Raw genomic sequence first — 17,597 nt, 5'->3', positions numbered from 1 at the left:
GATAAGATAGCCGTCACGTTCGAGACGCGATCGGGCGTTCACGCGAGGGTCGGATTGGCCGGCCGGAGCAGGGGGATCAGCCGCGATTTCGGGCCGCCCCACCGATCGAACCACCGTCGAAGGTCGACGATTCGGAGTTTGTGTCTCGCGGGCAACTCGTGGACGTGCTCGAGGTCGCCGAGCAGGCGGCGGTCGAAGTCGTGGCGCTCGAACAGCGTCTCGCGGTCCGGCCACGGGGGTTCGAACGACGAGAGGAACGGCGTCTTCCGCCGGACGAATCCCTCGATCTCGTTGAACAGCTCGGTATCGTGTGGACGGTCGGGCGGTCTGTGGCGCAGAATGTCGTCGTCCAGCCGCTCGCAGGCCCGGAGGAAGGTCTCGGTCGTCCGGTGGGCCGGCGGCGTCCGGAGGTGCCAGTCGATCAGCTCCCGGTCGGTCGCGAGAAACGACGTCACGAACTGGTCGGACAGGTGGTCGTGGAAGGGGATCGACGGCTGATTGGCGATGCCACAGCAGGTCAGGGCGTTCTGGACGCCGTCCGCCCGCGACCGGTTCGACGCGAACTCGTCGTCGATCGCGTGCCTGACGAACGTCTCCGGATCGACGTCCAGCCCCGTCCGCTCGGCCAGCTCGCGGCTCGCCTCGCGGCTGTATCCGAACTTCTCGAGGAGGGTGTCGACCGGGTCCGGGTCGGGGTCGAGTCGCCCGAGCGGGACGGGCTTTCCGGCGATATCGACGGTCTCGCGGGCGGTGAAGTGACCGCGGAAGAACGTATCACAGAGGAGGCCGTGATACATCGTCTCGACGTCGATCTCGTCGGCGTAGCCGGCGTGGTGGATGTGAAGCGACTCCTTGATCCCCTGGGAGTATCGGACCTTCGACTCGTCGGGCCGGAGGTAGCGTTCGTCCGGCGGGAACGCGGTGTGGGCCGTCCCGTACTGGTCGGCGAGACGGCTGGCACCGATCACTTCCTGTGCGTCGGGCGCGCCGACGGTGTAGCTCCGCTCGAGGTCGGGGACTTGCGAGAGGATGATCCGCGAGTCGTAGCCGGCCGAGAGCAACACCCCCTTTCGGCCGGGGAGTTTCGACCGGCGCTCGAGCGCCCGCTCGAGGCGGTCCGCGAGGTCGCCGACGTAGTCGTGATCGTGATCGTGATCGTGGTCGTGATCCTCGCGCGGCCGATACACGAACCGATCGAGGGACTCGACTGCCGTCGGCGTGAGTCGCCCGTCCATCGGGAGCCGACGCAGTTCCTCGATGGCCGTCTTCTCGCCCAGCGCCACTCCCAGATGGAGGAACTCGAGGACGCCGTCCCGATCGGGCGTCGGATCCGCGACCGTCTCCGCCACCGCGGCGGCGTCGGTTCCGAAGACCCGAACCCCGGGGTCGTCGGTGTAGAAACACCCCCGCGACCGGACCGGGTCCGTGGCGACGAACGCCTCGTCGGTCGCCTCGTGATCGAGTACGGCCAGGTACGACCCGTTGAGAGTCGACAAGGCCGTCGTTCCGTCGCGCTCGTATCGCTCGAGGAGCCACCGGGCCGCGTTCGACTCCCGATCGGGGACGTACGATTCCCCCCAGACGACGCAGCAGCCGGCGTCGTCGCCGTGCGCGTCGGTCCAGCCGGTAGTGCCGAGGTCGGGGTCCCTGATCCCGACCGTGAGTCTCGATCCGGTGAGGACGACGTCGAACTCGTCGTCGTCTCTGAACCGGTCGAACGCCTCTCTGTCGCCGAATACGCCGAAGAGTTCCCTGTTCATCGTGTTCGTCGACTCCGCCACACGTTGTGGCGCTTGCAGGCGACCCGACGGTCCGAGACGGAGGCCGGGTGCCCGTATACGTCGCTCCTCTTCGACTCCGGCGGACGCCGCAATAACTATGCCATCGTTAAGCCCAGGAGCCGGCCGCTCGAGGCGGTTCGCGCCCCGCTTGGCCGTCGGTCGCCGCCGCCTATCGGCTCTATAATAATGGGGTGGCCGTCGGTAGCGTCGACCCGCCAATGCCACGAACGAACGCGACTCGACGACGATTCCTCGCGCTGTCGGGTGCCGCCGGCCTCGCCGGCGTCGCCGGCTGCGCGGATCGGCTCGAGTCGGTGACCGACTCCAGCGACGACGCCGGCAACGAGGCGACCGACGACGATCCGTCGGCCCCGGCGGCGCTCGCGGACGGGGTCCCGCCGATCGAAACCGAGTACGACAGCCGCGAACGGTACCGACAGCCCGGCGAGTCGCTGGACGATTTCGGCGACCTCGACGCCTGGGAGGTCGTTCAGGGATCGGGCGAAGCCGACGAGGACGTAGTCTTCGACGGCGAGCAGAGCTTCCACCTCGAGTCGGACGGCCGTGAGACGATCGTCGCGGAGCGGTCCCTCGAGGAAACGGACCTGACGGAGACGGACCTGTCCGTCGCGATTCGGACGACGACCCCGCAGAACCTGACGGTCAATCTGCGCATCGTCGACCAGTTCGGGAGCGCCCGGGTACACTCGCTCCGGGAAGTCACGTACCGGACCCCGGACGTCGGCTGGTTCCGGGCCAGCCCCGGCGTCTTCGAGGAGGACGAGCACGAACCCGCGATGGATCACCTCGACCGGCTCGAGATCCAGGTCCTCCACTCGATGGACGAGGCCGAAGTCTGGATCGACGACCTCCGCCGTCACGAGAAACCCGACGAGGGGTACGTCGTACTGACCTGGGACGACGGGTTCCGCGACTACTACGAGACGGCGTCGCCGCTGCACGACGAGTACGGGTTCCGGACGGTCCAGGCGCCGGTCCCCCGGTGGACGGAGCAGGGACGCGACGGCGTCATGTCGGTCTCGGAACTGCAGGAACGCCAGGACGAGGGCGACCAGATCGTCGTCCACGGAACGCACGAACCGATCCACGAGTACGAGGACGAGTCGACGATCGAGCGGCGACTCCGACAGGACAAGAGGTGGTTCGTCGACAACGGGTTCGAGGGGGCGAACTACATCGTCTTCCCGCACAACAGCTTCGACAAAACGAGCCTCGAGCACGCGACCGGCTATCACTACTGCGGCGGGTTCAACCAGGCCGGCAACGTCAACACGACGGGCGTCCACGGGTTCGACCCGCTGGCGCTTCCGCGGACGATCGGCCACGACCTCGAGATCTCCAAACGCTGTGTCGACCTCGCGGCGGCGCACAACCAGTGTACGATCCTGAACTTCCACGCGTTCGAGGCGGACAACACGATGTCCGAAGACGACTACGAGCAGTTGCTTGCACACATCGACGAAGCCGACGTCGAGGTCATTACGTTCGACGACCTGTGGGAACTGCGGACCTCGAGACAGTCCTGAGCCGGTTTACCGACTGTTTCGCCGTGCCGAACTGTTGTGCTGTCCGAAACGGTAGTCAATTCTTCTCGCAGACGCCGTGACGTGCGTAAAACCGACGGACCCGGTCGTCGGTCAACAGCGGCCCGTGGACCTGGACCGAGTTCAGCCCCGGGTAGCTGTTCGCCTCGATGACGGTGAACGACCTGCCGTCGGTGACGATACGTCCCCTCGATCCGTTTCGTTCGCACGTGCCGATGGTTGCCGCTCACGTAGTCCTGTCGGATCCTCGGGGCCGTTCCCGGAGGCCACGACTGTTTCGCCGACGCGGTCGAACGCGACGGCCGTACCGACTACGACCCTTTGGAGTTGGCCTCGGCTGCTCCCGTTCCCGTTCCCGTTCCCGTTCCCGTTCCCGTCCCAGCGTGACCGCCGAGTCGCGACCGGCACAGCAGCCCCGCGGCTGCGGCCAGAAGGACGGTCACGACGAGCGGGAGCGGACGCCGCCTGACCCCGCCGGCGGCGGTCCAGCAGAGCCCGGGGACGTGTCGCGCCGACACCGACGCCCCGGCGAGGTGGCGACCGGCACGCAGCGTTCGCCCCTCGGCGAGGTACCGTTTCGCGAGGAGCAACCGGTGGGTCGAGCGGATCTCGTATCCCTCCGACTCGAACCGCTCGACCTCCGCTTCGTAGGCCGAGAGATACCGCTCGCTCGCCTCCTCGACGACGTCGGCCGGCGGGTGACCGGTCTCGTCCCGGCGGACGAGAACCTCGTCGACGTAGGCGAGTTTCCCACGCTCGAGCACGCGCAGACAGAACTCGGGGTCCTGGAACCGGTCCAGCGTCTCGTCGAAGCCGCCGACTTCCCTCGCGACGTCGGTCCGGACGAGCAGCGTCGAACCGGCCCCCGGCTGTACGTTGTCGGCGAGGATCTCGGCCATCAACTGCTCGTCGCCTTCCCGGGTCGGCTCCGCGTCGCTGCGGGCGAGAAGGGATGCGGCGGCCGAGCGGAGCGTCCCGCCGGCGCCGGACAGGTCGTACGCCGTGTCGCAGTAGGCGCCGACCCACTCCTCGGACCGGCCCTCGAGCGCCTCGAGCTGGTACTCCAGCTTCTCCGGATGCCAGGTGTCGTCCGAGTCGAGGAACGCGACGTACTCGCCGCTCGCGTGTTCGATGCCGGTGTTCCGGGCGACGTTGGCGCCGCGATTGGTGGCGTGGGTGACCGGCACTACGCCTACGCCTTCCTCTTCGTAGGCGGAGAGCACCGACTCGGTTCCGTCCGTCGACCCGTCGTCGACGACGATCACCTCGAGGTCGTCGTCGATCGTCTGCTCGAGCGCGCTGTCGATCGCGCGCGGGAGCGTCTCGGCCCGGTTGTACGTCGGGATAACCACGCTGACGCGAGTCATTTTCCGGGGGTTCGAACCCCCGCGGGATTATTATCGCGTCGCTAAACGGCCGCTCGCGGTCACCGGACCGCCGTGGCGGGAGGATTCGGCTCGAGGGTCGCCCGCCCGATCCGCGAGCCCGCGTCGATCCGACGCGGGACTAACGCCTGTATAAGAAAGGGAACACGGTTCGTTCCGGCCGGTGATGACGGACAGAACCCGACGATCGTTCGTGACGGCGGTCGTCTCGGCCGGTGCGCTCGGCAGCGCCGGGTGCCTCTCGAACGTTTCGGGCCGGGACGGCGGCAACGGATCGACGCCGGCGGAATCGTCCCCGAATTCGGTGGAAGACGGCGATTCCGACGATGGCCACGAAACCGCCGCGGAGCGGCCCGATCTGCCCGGCGAGCGGATCGCCTCCTTCGAACCGCTCGACGACTGGGTGTCGATGATCGACGCCGGAACGCTCGAGGCCGCGACGGACGAACCGTACGCGGGGACACAGTCGGCCCGGCTGCGGGCCGACGACGCCGAGTACGCGGCCGTCTACACGACGAACCCGGACGGGATCGACCTCCGGGAGTCGAACCTCTCGCTTGCGGTCAAGGCCGCCGAACGCGAGCAGTTACAGCTCACGCTCGAGTTGCTGGCCCCCGACCACCGGAACGCGGTGGCGTTGCGCCGGACGCTGATCGGCCCGACCGACAGGTGGGTACGCGTCGACTTCGGCACCGGACGGGTCGAGGGGCAGCCGTCGCTCGCTGACGTCCGGGAGATTCGCCTGAGCGTCCGGCCCCGGGGCGATTCGACCGGGCCCGTCGACTGTCGGGTCGACGATCTCCGGGCGGTCGACCGGCCGGAGACGGGGAAGGTCCTGTTGCTGTTCGACGGGACCCTCGAGAGCCACCGCTCGGTCGCGCTCGAGCGACTGTCGGAGTACGGCTTCGCGGGCGTCGAAGCGGTCATTCCCGAGGCGGTCGGCGAGATCCGTTCCGGCAGGCTCACCCGCGAGCAACTGGACGACCTGGCCGACGCAGGCTGGGACCTGGTGGCGCGGCCGCGAACCGGGGCCCGATCGCTCGCCGACTACGCGCCCGACGAGCAGGCGGAACTGATCCGGCGGACGAAGGCCTACCTCGAGACGAACGGGTTCGAGGACGGCGCCGATCACTTCGTCGCGCCGCGGAACGTGGTCGGCCCGAACACGATGGACCTCGTCAGGGAACACCACGAGGCGGCGTTTCGCTTCGGCGGCGCGCCGAACGCCCTGCCGCTGACGGACCCGCACAACCTCGGGTTCTTCTCCGGCGCGGAGGGGGAGGTGACGAAGGAGTACGTGGATCGCGCGGCCGAGTTCGGCCAGCTCGCGGTCCTCCACTTCGAACACATCGGGGACGACGGCCTCTCCGAGCGGCGGTTCGCGGACCTGCTCGAGCACGTCGATCGGGCGGACGTCGACGTCGTCACCGCGACGGAATTCCTGGACCATGATCGGGACTGAACCCGCCGCCACCGGCCCGAACGGCCCCGCCATCGCCGACGGGTTCGGCCCGATACGGGGGTGGCGCTGATGTACCGCGACGCGACCGTCGGCGTCGTGTTGCCCGCCTACGACGAGGAGGGGTTCGTCGGGGACGTGATCCGGGACATGCCCGACTACGTCGATCGCATCTACGCGATCGACGACCAGTCGACCGACGGCACCTGGACGGAGATCCTCGAGGCCGCGCGAGCGGACGCCGGAGACGGGCGTCCCGCTCGCGAACGCTCCGATCCCGATACGGACCGTCTCGTGGCCGACGGCGGCACCGCCGCCCTCGAGTCCCGCGCGTACGTTCACGAGCGGATCGGCCGCGTCGTCCCGATCCAGCACCGGGAGAACCGCGGTGCCGGCGGCGCGATCAAGACCGGCTATCTGGCCGCCCGAGCGGACGGGGTGGACGCGACCGTGACGGTCGACGCGGACGGGCAGATGGACCTCTCGCGGATGCCGCGGCTGCTGGATCCGATCGTCGAGGGCGAGGCGGACTACGCGAAGGGGAACCGCCTCCTCTCGGCGGAGTACCGCGCGGCCATGCCCCGGTTTCGCTTCGTCGGGAACGCGATGCTGTCGTTCCTGACCAAGGTCGCCGCCGGCTACTGGAAGACGATGGACCCCCAGAACGGGTACACGGCCATCTCCCGGAACGCCCTCGAGGCGATCGACCTCGAGGGGCTCTACGAGTACTACGGCTACTGCAACGACCTGCTGGTGAAACTGAACGTCCGCGGGATGCGCGTCGCGGACGTGGCGATGCCGGCCGTCTACGGCGACGAGGAGTCGAGCATCCGGTACTCGGAGTACGTCCCGAAGGTGTCGACCATGCTGTTGCGGAACTTCCTGTGGCGGCTGAAGACGAAGTACTTCGTGCTCGACTTCCATCCCCTCGCGCTGTTCTACCTCGTCGGCGCGGGGATGGCCGGGGCCGGCGTCCTCGCGCTCGGCCTGGCCCTGCTGTCGGCGCTCGCGATAGTCGCCGTGCCGGTGGCCGGCGTCGGCGGACTGCTGTTGCTCGTCGCCGGCGTCGCCTTCCTCCTGTTCGCGATGGTGTTCGACATGGGACAGAGCGAACACCTCGAGACGCAGGTGCGATAGGCCTCGACGCGGCTCGATCGACTCCGTCCGCGGTTATCGGATCCGTTTTCGTTCGGTTCCTACGCCAGTACCGTCCCCGCGTCGATCCCCAAAAGCCCGACGACGAGTCCCGCCACCAGCAGGACGAGGCCCGCGACGAACAGCAGGACCTGGAGCCAGTTGCCCGAGGCAGTGCCCCCGACCCCCTCGAGGCGGGCCTGCAGTCCGGCCGCCGCCGAACCGACGGGGTCCGGGAACGCCGCCAGCACCTCGAGCGGTTCGGTCGGATCGAGTGCGCCGACGAGCAGCGCGACCGCGACGAAAAGCGACAGACCGACCGGCGGGACGACGGTCAGGGCGAGCCACGGGTTCTCGATCGCTGCCGCCAGCGCGACGATGGGGACGGCGGAGAGGGCCGTCGTCAGCACCGTCCGTGCCAGGCGCGCGTCGGCCAGGGGATCGAACCCGACGAGCCGGGCGCTCCAGCAGTGGAGGACGAACATCGAGCCGTAGCCGACGCTGGTCGCGACCGCGGCGCCTCGCATGCCGTAGGACGGGATCAGCAACGCGTTCAGGACGACGTTGATCCCCGCCGCGACGCCGGTGGCGACGACCGGGTATCGGAGCGTCCCGTTCCCCTGGGAGACGGCGAGGATCGGCCTGGCGAGCGCGAACCCGAGCGCGCCGGGCAACAAAAGCAGGAGCGGCTCGATCGCCGGTTCGGCCTCGGGGCCGAAGTAGAGGGGGACGGCGACGTCGGCGAGGGCCGCGAGGCCGACCGCCATGACGGCGGTCAGGAGGAACGCGTACCGGGTCGTGCGGGAGGCGAGTTCCGTGATCTTCCGGGTGCGGTCCCGGGACCACAGTTCGGAGGTCGAGTGGACGAACACCGTCTGCAGCGCCAGCGGGACGAACCAGAGGAACTCCGCGAGCTGGAGGGCGGCCCGGTAGTTGCCCACTTCCGCGCTCTCCCGGAACTGCTGGAGCATCAGGATGTCGACGTGATACAGCGACATTAGAAGGAGCACGAGGACGATGCTCATCGAGTTGAACGTCAGCATTCGCTTTCGCGGGAACCGCGCGCTCGGGTGTGAGAACACCGAAACCAGCGAGATCCGGCGGTGGACCAGCGCCAGCCCGACGACGGCGACGAGCGCGCTCGCGACGATGTGTCCAAGCAGCGCGCCCGTCACGCCGAACCCGGCGTAGACGAGCGGGATCGCGACCGCGACGAAGCCGACCTTGTCGAGGATCTTCAGCGGTTCCGAGTACCGCTCGAGGCCGAACCCCATCAGCGTCTTCCGGGCGAAGTCGCGGAACTGGGCCGTGACCACGAGGATCGCGAGCACGTAGAAGTACGACGCCAGTCCATCGCCGAACGCGAGGGCGACGTAGCCGAACTCGGCGGCGGCGACCATGACGAGGGTCCCGACGGCCGCGAGCCAGATCGCCAACCGCAGGTAGAAGCCGACGACGTACGCCTCCCAGTGGGGGACGGACCGATCCTCCGCGAGGTACTTCCGGACGCCGTCGGTGATCCCGGAGCTGACGAAGATCATGTAGATGGCGAACACCGACAGCAGGAACGCGTAGTCCCCGTACCCCGACGCGCCGAGGAACCGGTACAGGAGCGGCGTCGAGACGGCGGTCACGACCAATACGACGACCTTCGCGCTGACGACCGAGAGGATGCCGCTGGCGATGCTCCTGTTCATGGTTACGGTCGCTGTCCTCCCCTCAGTGCCGACGGCCGGCGGTGCGTCCCGCCCGACCGGTCGGCGTCGTAAACGATCGCCACAGTATCGACCCGGTCTCCCGCACGGGTCCTTATTATAGCAGTGTTAAACGCCCAGAAAGCGGTTCTCCCCTCCGACGCGACTGGGGCTCGCCGCGAGACGGTCTCGGCGACCGACGCCCTCGAGCGGCTCCGAGAGCTCGCTTGCGACTCCGATCGGTTACTCGTAGGTGTTCTCCCAGGTCAACACGTCGTTGGCTCCCAGGTCGTCGATCCCGTTGACGATCCGGTTGACCCGGAACTCCGGCCCCTCGATGCCGGGGTAGAGGCGAACGCCCTCGAGGCCGTCCTCGTACGACACCGTCTCGGAGTTCCGGAGGTGGTTCCCGTCGCCCTGGTCGATGTAGGGGTACTGACTCGCGTGAAAGGTTCCCTTGTACACCGTCGTTTCGTCGCCCGAGATGACGATCCCGTTCCGATCGGCGCCGTTGCGGCCCGGCTGATCGACGGTCACGTGGCTGAACCGGCAGTTGTCCCGCTCACACCGGATCCCGTCGCGGAAGCCGGCCGAGGTGACCCCGGCCTCGCCGGAGACGTCGAAGAGTTCGACGAGGACCCGATCTCGCCTGTCCGTATCCGTGATCCAGAGCGGGTAGCCGCCGCCGGCCTCGTGGACGACGCCGCCGCCCCCGATGTACGTCTCGCCGGCCTCCGGCGAGACGACGATCCCGTGGTTCACCCGGTCGCCGCGGATCTCGATCGAGGTCTCCTCGATCCGCGAGGACTGACAGGAGTTCATCACCGAAATCGCGTGGCTCGTCGGCTTCGGCGAGGTGATCGAGATATCGACGTCCGTCACCTGGAGGTCGGTCCCCCGCTCGAGTCGGATGCCCCGCTGACTGTCGTCGTACGATCGGGTACGATCGACCGCCACGGTCGCGCCCCTGATCTCGCTCCCCTCGCCGCCGAGGCGGACGCTCGCGCCGTTGCTGTTTACGAACCGACCGCCGTCGACGACGATCGTCCCCTCGTCGTTGACCGCGTACAGCCCGTTGTCGGGGAAGCCGCCGAGTTCGCAGTCCCTGAACTCGAGGTGGCCGACGTTGGTGTTCGCCTCGATGCCGATCGGACCGCGCCACATGTTCCCCGCGTTCGGCGTCCAGTCGGCGTGGAGACCGCCGTCCGGCGCGCGGAACCGCTCGACGACGCCCTGCCCGTCGGGATCGCTGACCGCGAACATCCCGGGGCCCCAGGTTCCGCTGTCGTGTTCCCCGTGGATCGTGACGTCGCGGACCTCGAGGTGCCGTGCGACGGTCGCTTCGATGGTCCTGATTCCCGTGTCGGACGCGGTCTGGTCGACGTCGAACCCTTCGAACCGGAGCCTGCGCCCCGGACTGTAGGAGACCCCGAGACGGAACAGCCGGAACTGCGGGCCGTCGAACGCGTGGTAATCCGCGGGAACGAGCGTCGCGTCCTGCCCGAAGAACCCGACGTTGTCGAACCCGGTAAACCGGAACTGCGAATCCATGTAGTACCGCCCCTCGGGGAAGACGAACGCCGTGTTGTCGGCCCGGAGGTCCTCGAGGACCGGCGTGATCGACTCCCCGCCGGTGTTGTCGGCCCCGGCCTCGACGACGTCGACGACGGTATCGTACTCCCCATGGAACGCGGCCGCCGGATCGCTCCCGACCGTCGCGAGTCCGACCGTTGCGGCGCTCGCGACACCGACGCCGCGCAGGAACGTTCGCCTGGACCGTCCCTTTCCGGTCGGCGCTTCGTGAGCAGAACCGTCGGTCGCATTCCCCCCTGTAGATCGTCCGCCCTCCGAATCGTCAATGTCGCTTCCGTCCGTCATTGATAGTCACTTTATTTGAAGCAGTAAGGGGGGCCAGTAACTAGGGGTTCGGATAGCAAGCCTTTAAGTCGGATATCCGGTACGATAACTGACGATTTCTTCCCGATTCGTCGCTCGAGAACTGTTGTGCGATTCGAAAGGGTTGATACCGAATCGGCCTCGATGGGCCCGAGCCGTCGACGGAGGCGGTTATCACTCGTATAATGAGGGTGCTGGAGCAGATACGGAAACGAAGGTGCCCGACGACCGTCCCGCTCAGACCGGATCGTCGACCGGCCGACCGTTCTCGAGCGTGGCGGCGATCAGTGTCGAGATCGCGCGCCGGAGTTGCTGGGACACCGCCGAGTCGCTGACCTCGAGCCGTTCGGCGAGTTCGTCCTGGGTGACCCGCCGCGGGATGTCGAAGTAGCCGGCCTCGTACGCCATCAGGAGGAGGTCGCGCTGGTGATCGGTGAGAAAGTAGGTTCCGTCGTCGGCGGCGGACGAGTCGTGGAGCCTGTCCACGCGAAACGAGACGCCGCGCTCCCGATACCGTCGTCTGATCGCGGCCAGCGCGTCGCGATCCGGAAGATGGATCCGGGCGACCCACCCGGTTCTGTCGCTCGTGACCGTGAAGACGTACAGTCCGTGTTCGGCACACCAGTCGGGCAGGATCGCCAGACCCGTCTCGACCGCGAGCCGGTAGATCGCCCGGTGTCCGAACGTCGCGACGCACGTCGGCTCCGAGACGGTGGGGTCGTCGGCCAGCGTCTCCTCGAGGCTCGCGTACCCGTCGCCGAAGGCGGAGACGAAAAGCACCCGGCTTCCGTCCGTTGCGCTCTCGTACTCACGTCTCAGCGTCACGTCCGGCTGTCGCTTCATGGTCGGCACTAACGGCAGCTCGTCGTGACCGAGACGAACGTCTGCGATGAATCCCATCGAGGTGTCGGTACCGTCGGCGTCGTCGGGTCGGCCTATACTTATAGCGGGGATAACGACCCTTGCATCCGCTCGAACGATCGACGACGCCCCTGCTCGCCCGGTTCAGTCGACGTATCCGAGGTCGGCCAGTCGCTCCGTCACGTCCTCGCCCGGACCGGCCCGGTCCCGGTCGTCTCCCGTCGCGTCGTAGGCGGGGTAGGTGACGGGCTCGACCGGATCGACGACGGGCACGACGCCGCCGTCCATCCGGTCGCTGGGGGGCACCCCCATGGCCGACATGACGGTCGGCGCGACGTCGAACACGTGGGCGCGGTCGATCGCGGCGTCCTCGTCGACCCCGTCGCCCGTCGCCACGAAGACGCCCTCGAGTTTGTGGTTCCAGGGCTCGGCCGGACCGAAGTAGCCGTCACCGTCGCCGCCGAGTTGCTCGGTGAGCGCGTGCTCGAAGCCCGCCGGGATCGTGACGACGTCGACGGTCTCCTCGAGCCGATCCCCGTGGAAGTACTGCTCGCGGGGCGCGACCGTCTCGAAGAACGGTTCCCCCTCGGGGGTTTCGACGGACCGAAGCGTCCGAACGAGTTCGTCCCGGACCCGTTCGTACTCCTCGGGCGGAACGGTCCCTTGCGGGTCCCGTCCCTCGAGGTTGATCCGGACGCCGAGTTCGGTTCGTGCCCGGACGTAGGCCGTCGATTCGGCGAAATCGACCTGTTCGTTCGCCGTCCGGGAGATCCCCGACGGTGCGTGTTCGATCGCGAACTCGGCGAGGCCGACCCGCTCGAGGGCGCTCCTGATCCGGCTGGCGGTGACGCCGAACCGGGCGGCGACCGAAGCGGCCCGCGCCGCAGCGCCGGGCTCCCAGGTGTCACACTCCTCGCCTTCGCGGAGCCGTCTGCGCATCGGCGTCCACGAGGGCATCCCCTTCCCGTCGGTCGTCGTCTCGAGGAAGCCCTCGTCGCGGAGGAACTCGTTGATCCGGAACTCGTAGCCGTCGTAGGGCCCCATCCCGTGGTCGCTGACCAGGAACACCCGATCCGGGTCGCACGCGTCCAGTATCTCGGCGATCTGGTCGTCGGTCGCTTCGTAGACGCGTCTGACCGCGTCCGCGTCGCCGTCGAACTCGTGGAAGACGGTGTCCGTCTTCTGGAACTGGACGAAGCCGAAGTCGGGATCGAACTCGCCGACGAGATACCGGAACGCCTCGCCTCGCATCCGGACCAGGGTCTCGTACTCGTCGAGTTTCTCGGCGTCCGACAGCGAGTCGTCCCGCGAGTAACACGGGTAGACGCGGTAGTCGCCGATCGCCGCGCGCACGTCGTCCAGCAGTCCGTCGGGGTGGCAGGGCGGATCCTCCGGCCCCAGAAACCCCGGAATCACCGCGCCGTCGAACTCGTCGGGCGGGTGGGTGACGGGAGCGTTGACGACGACGCTCGAGCGACCGTGGCGATCGAGCAGCGTCCACAGCGGGTGCTCGCGGACGTCGTCGTTGCTCGTCACGTGCCAGTCGTAGCCGTCGTAGCCGACGAAGCCGATCGCGCCGTGTTTCCCCGGGTTGACGCCGGTGTAGATCGACGGCCAGGCGCTGGGCGTCCACGGGGGGATCTGCGACTCGAGCGGCGCGGTCGCCCCCTCCGAACAGAGCCGTTCGATGGTCGGCACGCAACCGGCCTCGAACAGCCGCTCGAAGACGGGGAGACAGCCGGCGTCGATGCCGACGACCAGCGTCTCCAGGCCGCTCGATCCGTTCGCCGCGGTGTTTCCAGTAGTCGTAGTCGATACGGTCTCGTCTCGGCGATGTGTCCGACTCATCGATTCGAAAGTGCTCGCTGATATTCGGTGTCGATCGCTGCCGGATTCCCGGGCAGCGAGGGCTGTACGACACGAGAGTCCACGCCAGGTCCGGCCTGCGCTCGAACTCACTTCATTATCGGTCCGTTAAACCCGCGCTCGAGCCGCTCTCGCCCCGATTCTCGGACGGGAACCGTTCGATCGCGCGCTGGAGGATACCGACTGCGTCACCCTCCAGTCGTTCGACCTGTCGCTCGGTTCGGGCCTCGACGGTGAGCCTGACGACCGGTTCGGTTCCGCTCGCCCGGAGGAGGAGCCAGCCGTTCTCGAGGTCGACGTAGACGCCGTCGCGCGTATCGATCTCCGCCCTCTGATCCTCGTCCTCGTCTTCGTCCTCGTACCGATCACGGACGCGTTCGCGGACCCGCTCTATCACCGCCTCCTTGTCGGCGACCTCGACTGATCGCCGGCGGATGGGGTAGCTGTCGACGTCCGCGACGAGCTCGGAGAGCGGTCCCCGCTCCGCGACGAGTTCGACGAGCTTGCAGGCGGCCAGCGGCCCGTCGGGACAGGGGATCTCCTCGGGCCAGATCCACGCTCCGCTCGGTTCGCCGCCGAAGACGGCGTCCGAACGGGCCGCACGCTCGGCGACGTGGACGTCGCCGACCGGCGTTCGACTCACGCTTCCGCCTGCGGCCGCCACCTCGTCGTCGACCGTCACGCTCGTACCGACCGGTGCGGCGACGACGTCGCCGTCGCCGGTTTCCGCTGCTTCCGCGGCTTCCGCTGCTTCCGCGGCTTCCCGCGCGAACAGCGCGAAGAGCACGTCCTTCGGGACGAAGGTACCGGTCCCGTCGACGGCGTGCATCCGGTCCGCGTCGCCGTCGTGTGCGATCCCGAGTTGCGCGTCGGTCACGGCGACACACGACGACAGCGTGGCCAGCGTCTCGCGCGTCGGTTCGCTCGGCCGCCCCGGGAACGATCCGTCCTGCTGGCCGTTCAGCGTCACGACGTCGCAGCCGAGTTCGTCGAGGGCGCGGGCGGTGATTTCGCCCGTCCCGTTCCCGACGTCGACGACGACGCTCGGCGGGTCGTCGATCGTGACGGACTCGACCAGCGCCGCCGCGTGCCGATCGACCGCGTCCGTCAGCGGCGCGCTCGAGCCGTGGCCGTCCCAGGGCTGCAGGTCGTACGCGTCCCGTTCGATTCGCGTCGCGATCGACTCCCGCTGGTCGGGGTCGAACGCCTTGCCGTCCGCGGACCAGAGTTTGATTCCGTTGTCCGTCGGCGGGTTGTGCGACGCCGTCACGACGACGCCCGCGTCAGCGCCGGTCCGCGGAACGGCCCTCGCGACCGTCGGGGTCGAGGCGACGCCGACCTCGAGCACGTCGGCCCCGCACTCCCGGAGTCCGGCAGTCAGGGCGTCGAACATGACGATACCGCTCTCGCGAACGTCCCGTCCCACGACCACCTGCTCGTAGCCGTCGGAGGCGAGGGCCCGACCCACGTCGAGCGCGAGATCGGCGGTCACGTCCTCGCCGACGGTTCCTCTGATACCGCTCGTTCCGAACATACCGCCCCTCGAGCGGACGGGCCGATTACTATACAGTCGTTAAGCGCCGGTTCCGGGGTCGTTCGGCGTGCCGGGCGATCCGCGGTCGTCTCGAGGACCCGGCGCCGTCCCCCGTCTCCCTACCGATCCTGCATGACGACGGCACCCGGTTTCGTGGTCTCACCCGCCGAGAGCATCACACCGGCGTTCAGGCTCGTATCGATCCCCGTCTTGACGTCGTCGCCGAGCACGACGCCGAACTTCCGCCGGCCGGTCGAGACGCGCTCGCCCTTGACGGTCATCCGGACCGGTTCCTCGTCGTGACGCAGGTTCGCGACGTTCGTCCCCGCCCCGACGTTGACGTTCCGGCCGAGGACGCTGTCCCCGACGTACGAGAGGTGGCCGACGCTCGTCCCCGCCATCACGACGCTGTTCTTGATCTCGACGCCGTGGCCGACCGAGACGTCTTCGCCGAGGACCGTCGCCCCACGAACGTAGGCGTTCGGGCCGACGGTCGCCCCCGACCGGAGCAGCGCCGGTCCCTCGACGACGACCCCCGACCGGACGGTCGCGCCCTCCTCGACGACGACCGACCCCTCGAGTTCGGCGTCCGACGCGACGTCGCCGCGGATATCGGTCTCTATCGACTCGAGTGCGAGTTCGTTCGCCTCGAGCAGTTCCCACGGCCGGCCGACGTCGAGCCACCGATCGAACTCGACGTGGCCGACGTCGGTCCCCGCGAGAACGCGCTCGAGGACGTCCGTGAGTTCGTACTCGCCGCGCTCGCTGCGGGGGACATCGAGGTACTCGAGCGCCTCCTGGGGGAAGGCGTACGCACCCGCGTTCGCGAGTCGACCGGGCGGGTCCGACGGCTTCTCGACGACGTCGGTGACGGTCCCGTCCTCGACGTCGAACACGCCGTAGTTCGACGGGTCGTCGACGCGGATCGAACCGACCGCCGGGGCGGCCGCGTAGAGGTCGGCGAGCGACTCCCGGTCGAAGACGATGTCGCCGTTGATCACGGCGAACGGCCCCTCGAGGTGCTCGCTCGCGGCCGCAACTGCGCCGGCGGTTCCCTCCCGCTCGGACTGCGTCGCGTATCGGATCGGCGTTCCCGCGTGCCGTTGGCCGAAATACTCGCGGACGGCGCCGCCTTCGTAGCCGACGACGAGAACGATCTCGTCCGCACCGGCCGCGGCCGCGGCCTCGACGGTGCGGGCCACCAGCGGCTTCCCGGCGACCGGGAGCATCGGTTTCGGCGTCGTTTCCGTGAGCGGTCGCATTCGCGTGCCTCGCCCCGCGGCGAGAATTACGGTTTGCATGCCGGGACCGTCGGCGCGTCCGGGGTTTTCTTATAGTGGTGCTAATTCGGCCCTCTATCGGTGAGCAGCTATTCTGACCCCGGTCCGGACCTGGATCCGGAATCGGAACTGGGCACAGACCCGGAATCGGAACCGGATCCAGGTCGACCGGATATCCCGACTCCGGCACCGATTCCACAACAGCGATTCCCTTCCCCCGCCGCTTTATGACTGGACGTGGACCGATCGGTATGCGCCTCTCCACGCCACTGATCGTGGTCGGCCTCCTCCTGATCGTGATTCCGATTCCGATCCTGCCGCCGCTCGTCGGGGCCTTCATCGGTGCCGGCATTCTGCTCGTGGGACTGTTCCTGCGCTTCCTCGGGCTCTAATCGGTTCACGACTCGAGATCGATCCCCTCGATCGAGGCCGAATCGCTCCCGCTCGTACCGACACGCCTATTCCCCGACGCTCCCCAGATCTAGTATGACACAGCGGTCGGTTCTCGTTCGTGCGATCTGGTTCGTCTTCGTCGGCTGGTGGCTAACGCCGATCGTCGTCAACATCGCGTGGGCGCTGAACGTGACGGTGATCCTCGCGCCGATCGGGATCAAACTGATCAACCTCGTGCCGACGGTGCTCACGCTCCAGGAACCCCGTTCGCGACAGGGGCCAGGGGAATCGTACGCGCGCCTCGAGGCCAGCGATGGAAATACCCAGCACTCGCTTCCGGTGCGTGCACTCTACTTCGTGTTCGTCGGCTGGTGGCTCAGTTTCCTCTGGGCGAACCTCGCGGCGCTGCTCGCGATGACGATCATCGGGTTGCCGGTCGCAATCTGGCTGGCGAACCGGCTTCCGTACGTCACGTCGCTGTACCGGTTCCACGGCTGATACGGACTCCTGCAACGCATTGTCGGTTCGACCGCAAACGCCTGCAGTCGGACCGGAAACCCGTTACAGCAGACCGTCCGAGAAGGTGCAATCCACACCGCTTATACTATTCCGTCGTCCATTCCTACACGAGGGCACGTAGCTCAGTCCGGATAGAGCGTCGGACTTCTAATCCGACGGTCGTGGGTTCAAATCCCATCGTGCCCGTTATCTGCGAACAACGTGAGCAGTAACGGCACGGGGATTTGAAT

At 67.9% G+C, this 17,597-nt stretch carries 13 protein-coding genes, 1 tRNA gene and 1 pseudogene; 6 read left to right on the top strand and 9 right to left on the bottom strand.

Annotated elements, in window-relative coordinates:
- Window positions 1–38: 38 nt before the first annotated feature.
- Window positions 39–1,760, bottom strand: a complete 1,722-nt coding sequence (locus tag BM113_RS11840; protein WP_089788356.1) for an asparagine synthetase B family protein — start codon at window positions 1,758–1,760, stop codon at window positions 39–41.
- Between the two features lie 239 nt (window positions 1,761–1,999).
- Here BM113_RS11840 and BM113_RS11835 point away from each other — a divergent pair, with 239 nt between their 5' ends.
- Window positions 2,000–3,328 (top strand): polysaccharide deacetylase family protein, encoded by a 1,329-nt coding sequence (locus tag BM113_RS11835; protein WP_089788237.1) that lies wholly within the window; start codon window positions 2,000–2,002, stop codon window positions 3,326–3,328.
- A 55-nt stretch (window positions 3,329–3,383) separates the two neighbouring features.
- Here the strand turns inward: BM113_RS11835 and BM113_RS23080 are convergent.
- Window positions 3,384–3,518: pseudogene (locus BM113_RS23080) on the bottom strand (sugar-transfer associated ATP-grasp domain-containing protein); the annotation flags it as partial.
- Window positions 3,519–3,657: 139 nt separating this feature from the next.
- The gene (locus tag BM113_RS11830) at window positions 3,658–4,713 is read right to left on the bottom strand and encodes a glycosyltransferase family 2 protein (protein ID WP_245758035.1); all 1,056 of its coding nucleotides are present in this window, start codon (window positions 4,711–4,713) and stop codon (window positions 3,658–3,660) included.
- Window positions 4,714–4,897: 184 nt separating this feature from the next.
- Here BM113_RS11830 and BM113_RS11825 point away from each other — a divergent pair, with 184 nt between their 5' ends.
- Together BM113_RS11825 and BM113_RS11820 are read left to right on the top strand one after the other, a co-directional pair.
- Complete coding sequence (locus BM113_RS11825; RefSeq protein WP_089788235.1) at window positions 4,898–6,193, top strand: polysaccharide deacetylase family protein; 1,296 nt, start codon at window positions 4,898–4,900, stop codon at window positions 6,191–6,193.
- A gap of 69 nt (window positions 6,194–6,262) precedes the next feature.
- On the top strand, window positions 6,263–7,327 hold the full coding sequence (locus tag BM113_RS11820; RefSeq protein ID WP_089788233.1) for a glycosyltransferase family 2 protein: 1,065 nt from the start codon (window positions 6,263–6,265) through the stop codon (window positions 7,325–7,327).
- A 59-nt stretch (window positions 7,328–7,386) separates the two neighbouring features.
- Here BM113_RS11820 and BM113_RS11815 read toward each other — a convergent pair whose 3' ends face one another.
- The 6 genes from BM113_RS11815 to glmU all read right to left on the bottom strand — a co-directional run bounded on the left by BM113_RS11815 (window position 7,387) and on the right by glmU (window position 16,476).
- The gene (locus BM113_RS11815; protein ID WP_089788231.1) at window positions 7,387–9,021 is read right to left on the bottom strand and encodes a flippase; all 1,635 of its coding nucleotides are present in this window, start codon (window positions 9,019–9,021) and stop codon (window positions 7,387–7,389) included.
- Between the two features lie 240 nt (window positions 9,022–9,261).
- A complete protein-coding gene (locus tag BM113_RS11810; RefSeq protein WP_245758034.1) occupies window positions 9,262–10,896 on the bottom strand; it encodes a right-handed parallel beta-helix repeat-containing protein in 1,635 nt (544 codons plus the stop codon).
- A gap of 255 nt (window positions 10,897–11,151) precedes the next feature.
- Complete coding sequence (locus BM113_RS11805; protein WP_089788229.1) at window positions 11,152–11,814, bottom strand: helix-turn-helix domain-containing protein; 663 nt, start codon at window positions 11,812–11,814, stop codon at window positions 11,152–11,154.
- A 105-nt stretch (window positions 11,815–11,919) separates the two neighbouring features.
- Window positions 11,920–13,623 (bottom strand): alkaline phosphatase family protein, encoded by a 1,704-nt coding sequence (locus BM113_RS11800; protein WP_089788227.1) that lies wholly within the window; start codon window positions 13,621–13,623, stop codon window positions 11,920–11,922.
- A 115-nt stretch (window positions 13,624–13,738) separates the two neighbouring features.
- The gene (gene glmM, locus BM113_RS11795) at window positions 13,739–15,175 is read right to left on the bottom strand and encodes a phosphoglucosamine mutase (protein WP_089788226.1); all 1,437 of its coding nucleotides are present in this window, start codon (window positions 15,173–15,175) and stop codon (window positions 13,739–13,741) included.
- A gap of 119 nt (window positions 15,176–15,294) precedes the next feature.
- Complete coding sequence (gene glmU / locus BM113_RS11790; protein WP_089788224.1) at window positions 15,295–16,476, bottom strand: bifunctional sugar-1-phosphate nucleotidylyltransferase/acetyltransferase; 1,182 nt, start codon at window positions 16,474–16,476, stop codon at window positions 15,295–15,297.
- A gap of 230 nt (window positions 16,477–16,706) precedes the next feature.
- Between glmU and BM113_RS22315 the strand changes: the two genes are divergently transcribed.
- The 3 genes from BM113_RS22315 (at window position 16,707) to BM113_RS11780 (ending at window position 17,553) form a co-directional block, all read left to right on the top strand.
- Window positions 16,707–16,847 (top strand): hypothetical protein, encoded by a 141-nt coding sequence (locus tag BM113_RS22315; RefSeq protein ID WP_169317734.1) that lies wholly within the window; start codon window positions 16,707–16,709, stop codon window positions 16,845–16,847.
- A 94-nt stretch (window positions 16,848–16,941) separates the two neighbouring features.
- The gene (locus BM113_RS11785) at window positions 16,942–17,346 is read left to right on the top strand and encodes a YccF domain-containing protein (RefSeq protein WP_089788222.1); all 405 of its coding nucleotides are present in this window, start codon (window positions 16,942–16,944) and stop codon (window positions 17,344–17,346) included.
- 132 nt (window positions 17,347–17,478) lie between these two features.
- Window positions 17,479–17,553 (top strand) — tRNA-Arg (locus BM113_RS11780).
- The last annotated feature ends 44 nt before the right edge of the window (window positions 17,554–17,597 follow it).

The sequence above is a fragment of the Natronobacterium haloterrestre genome, assembly GCF_900112205.1.
Taxonomy (GTDB): Archaea; Halobacteriota; Halobacteria; order Halobacteriales; family Natrialbaceae; genus Natronobacterium; species Natronobacterium haloterrestre.
The sequence above is the reverse complement of the archived record's forward strand: the minus strand, read 5'-3'. Positions and strand labels throughout refer to the sequence as shown.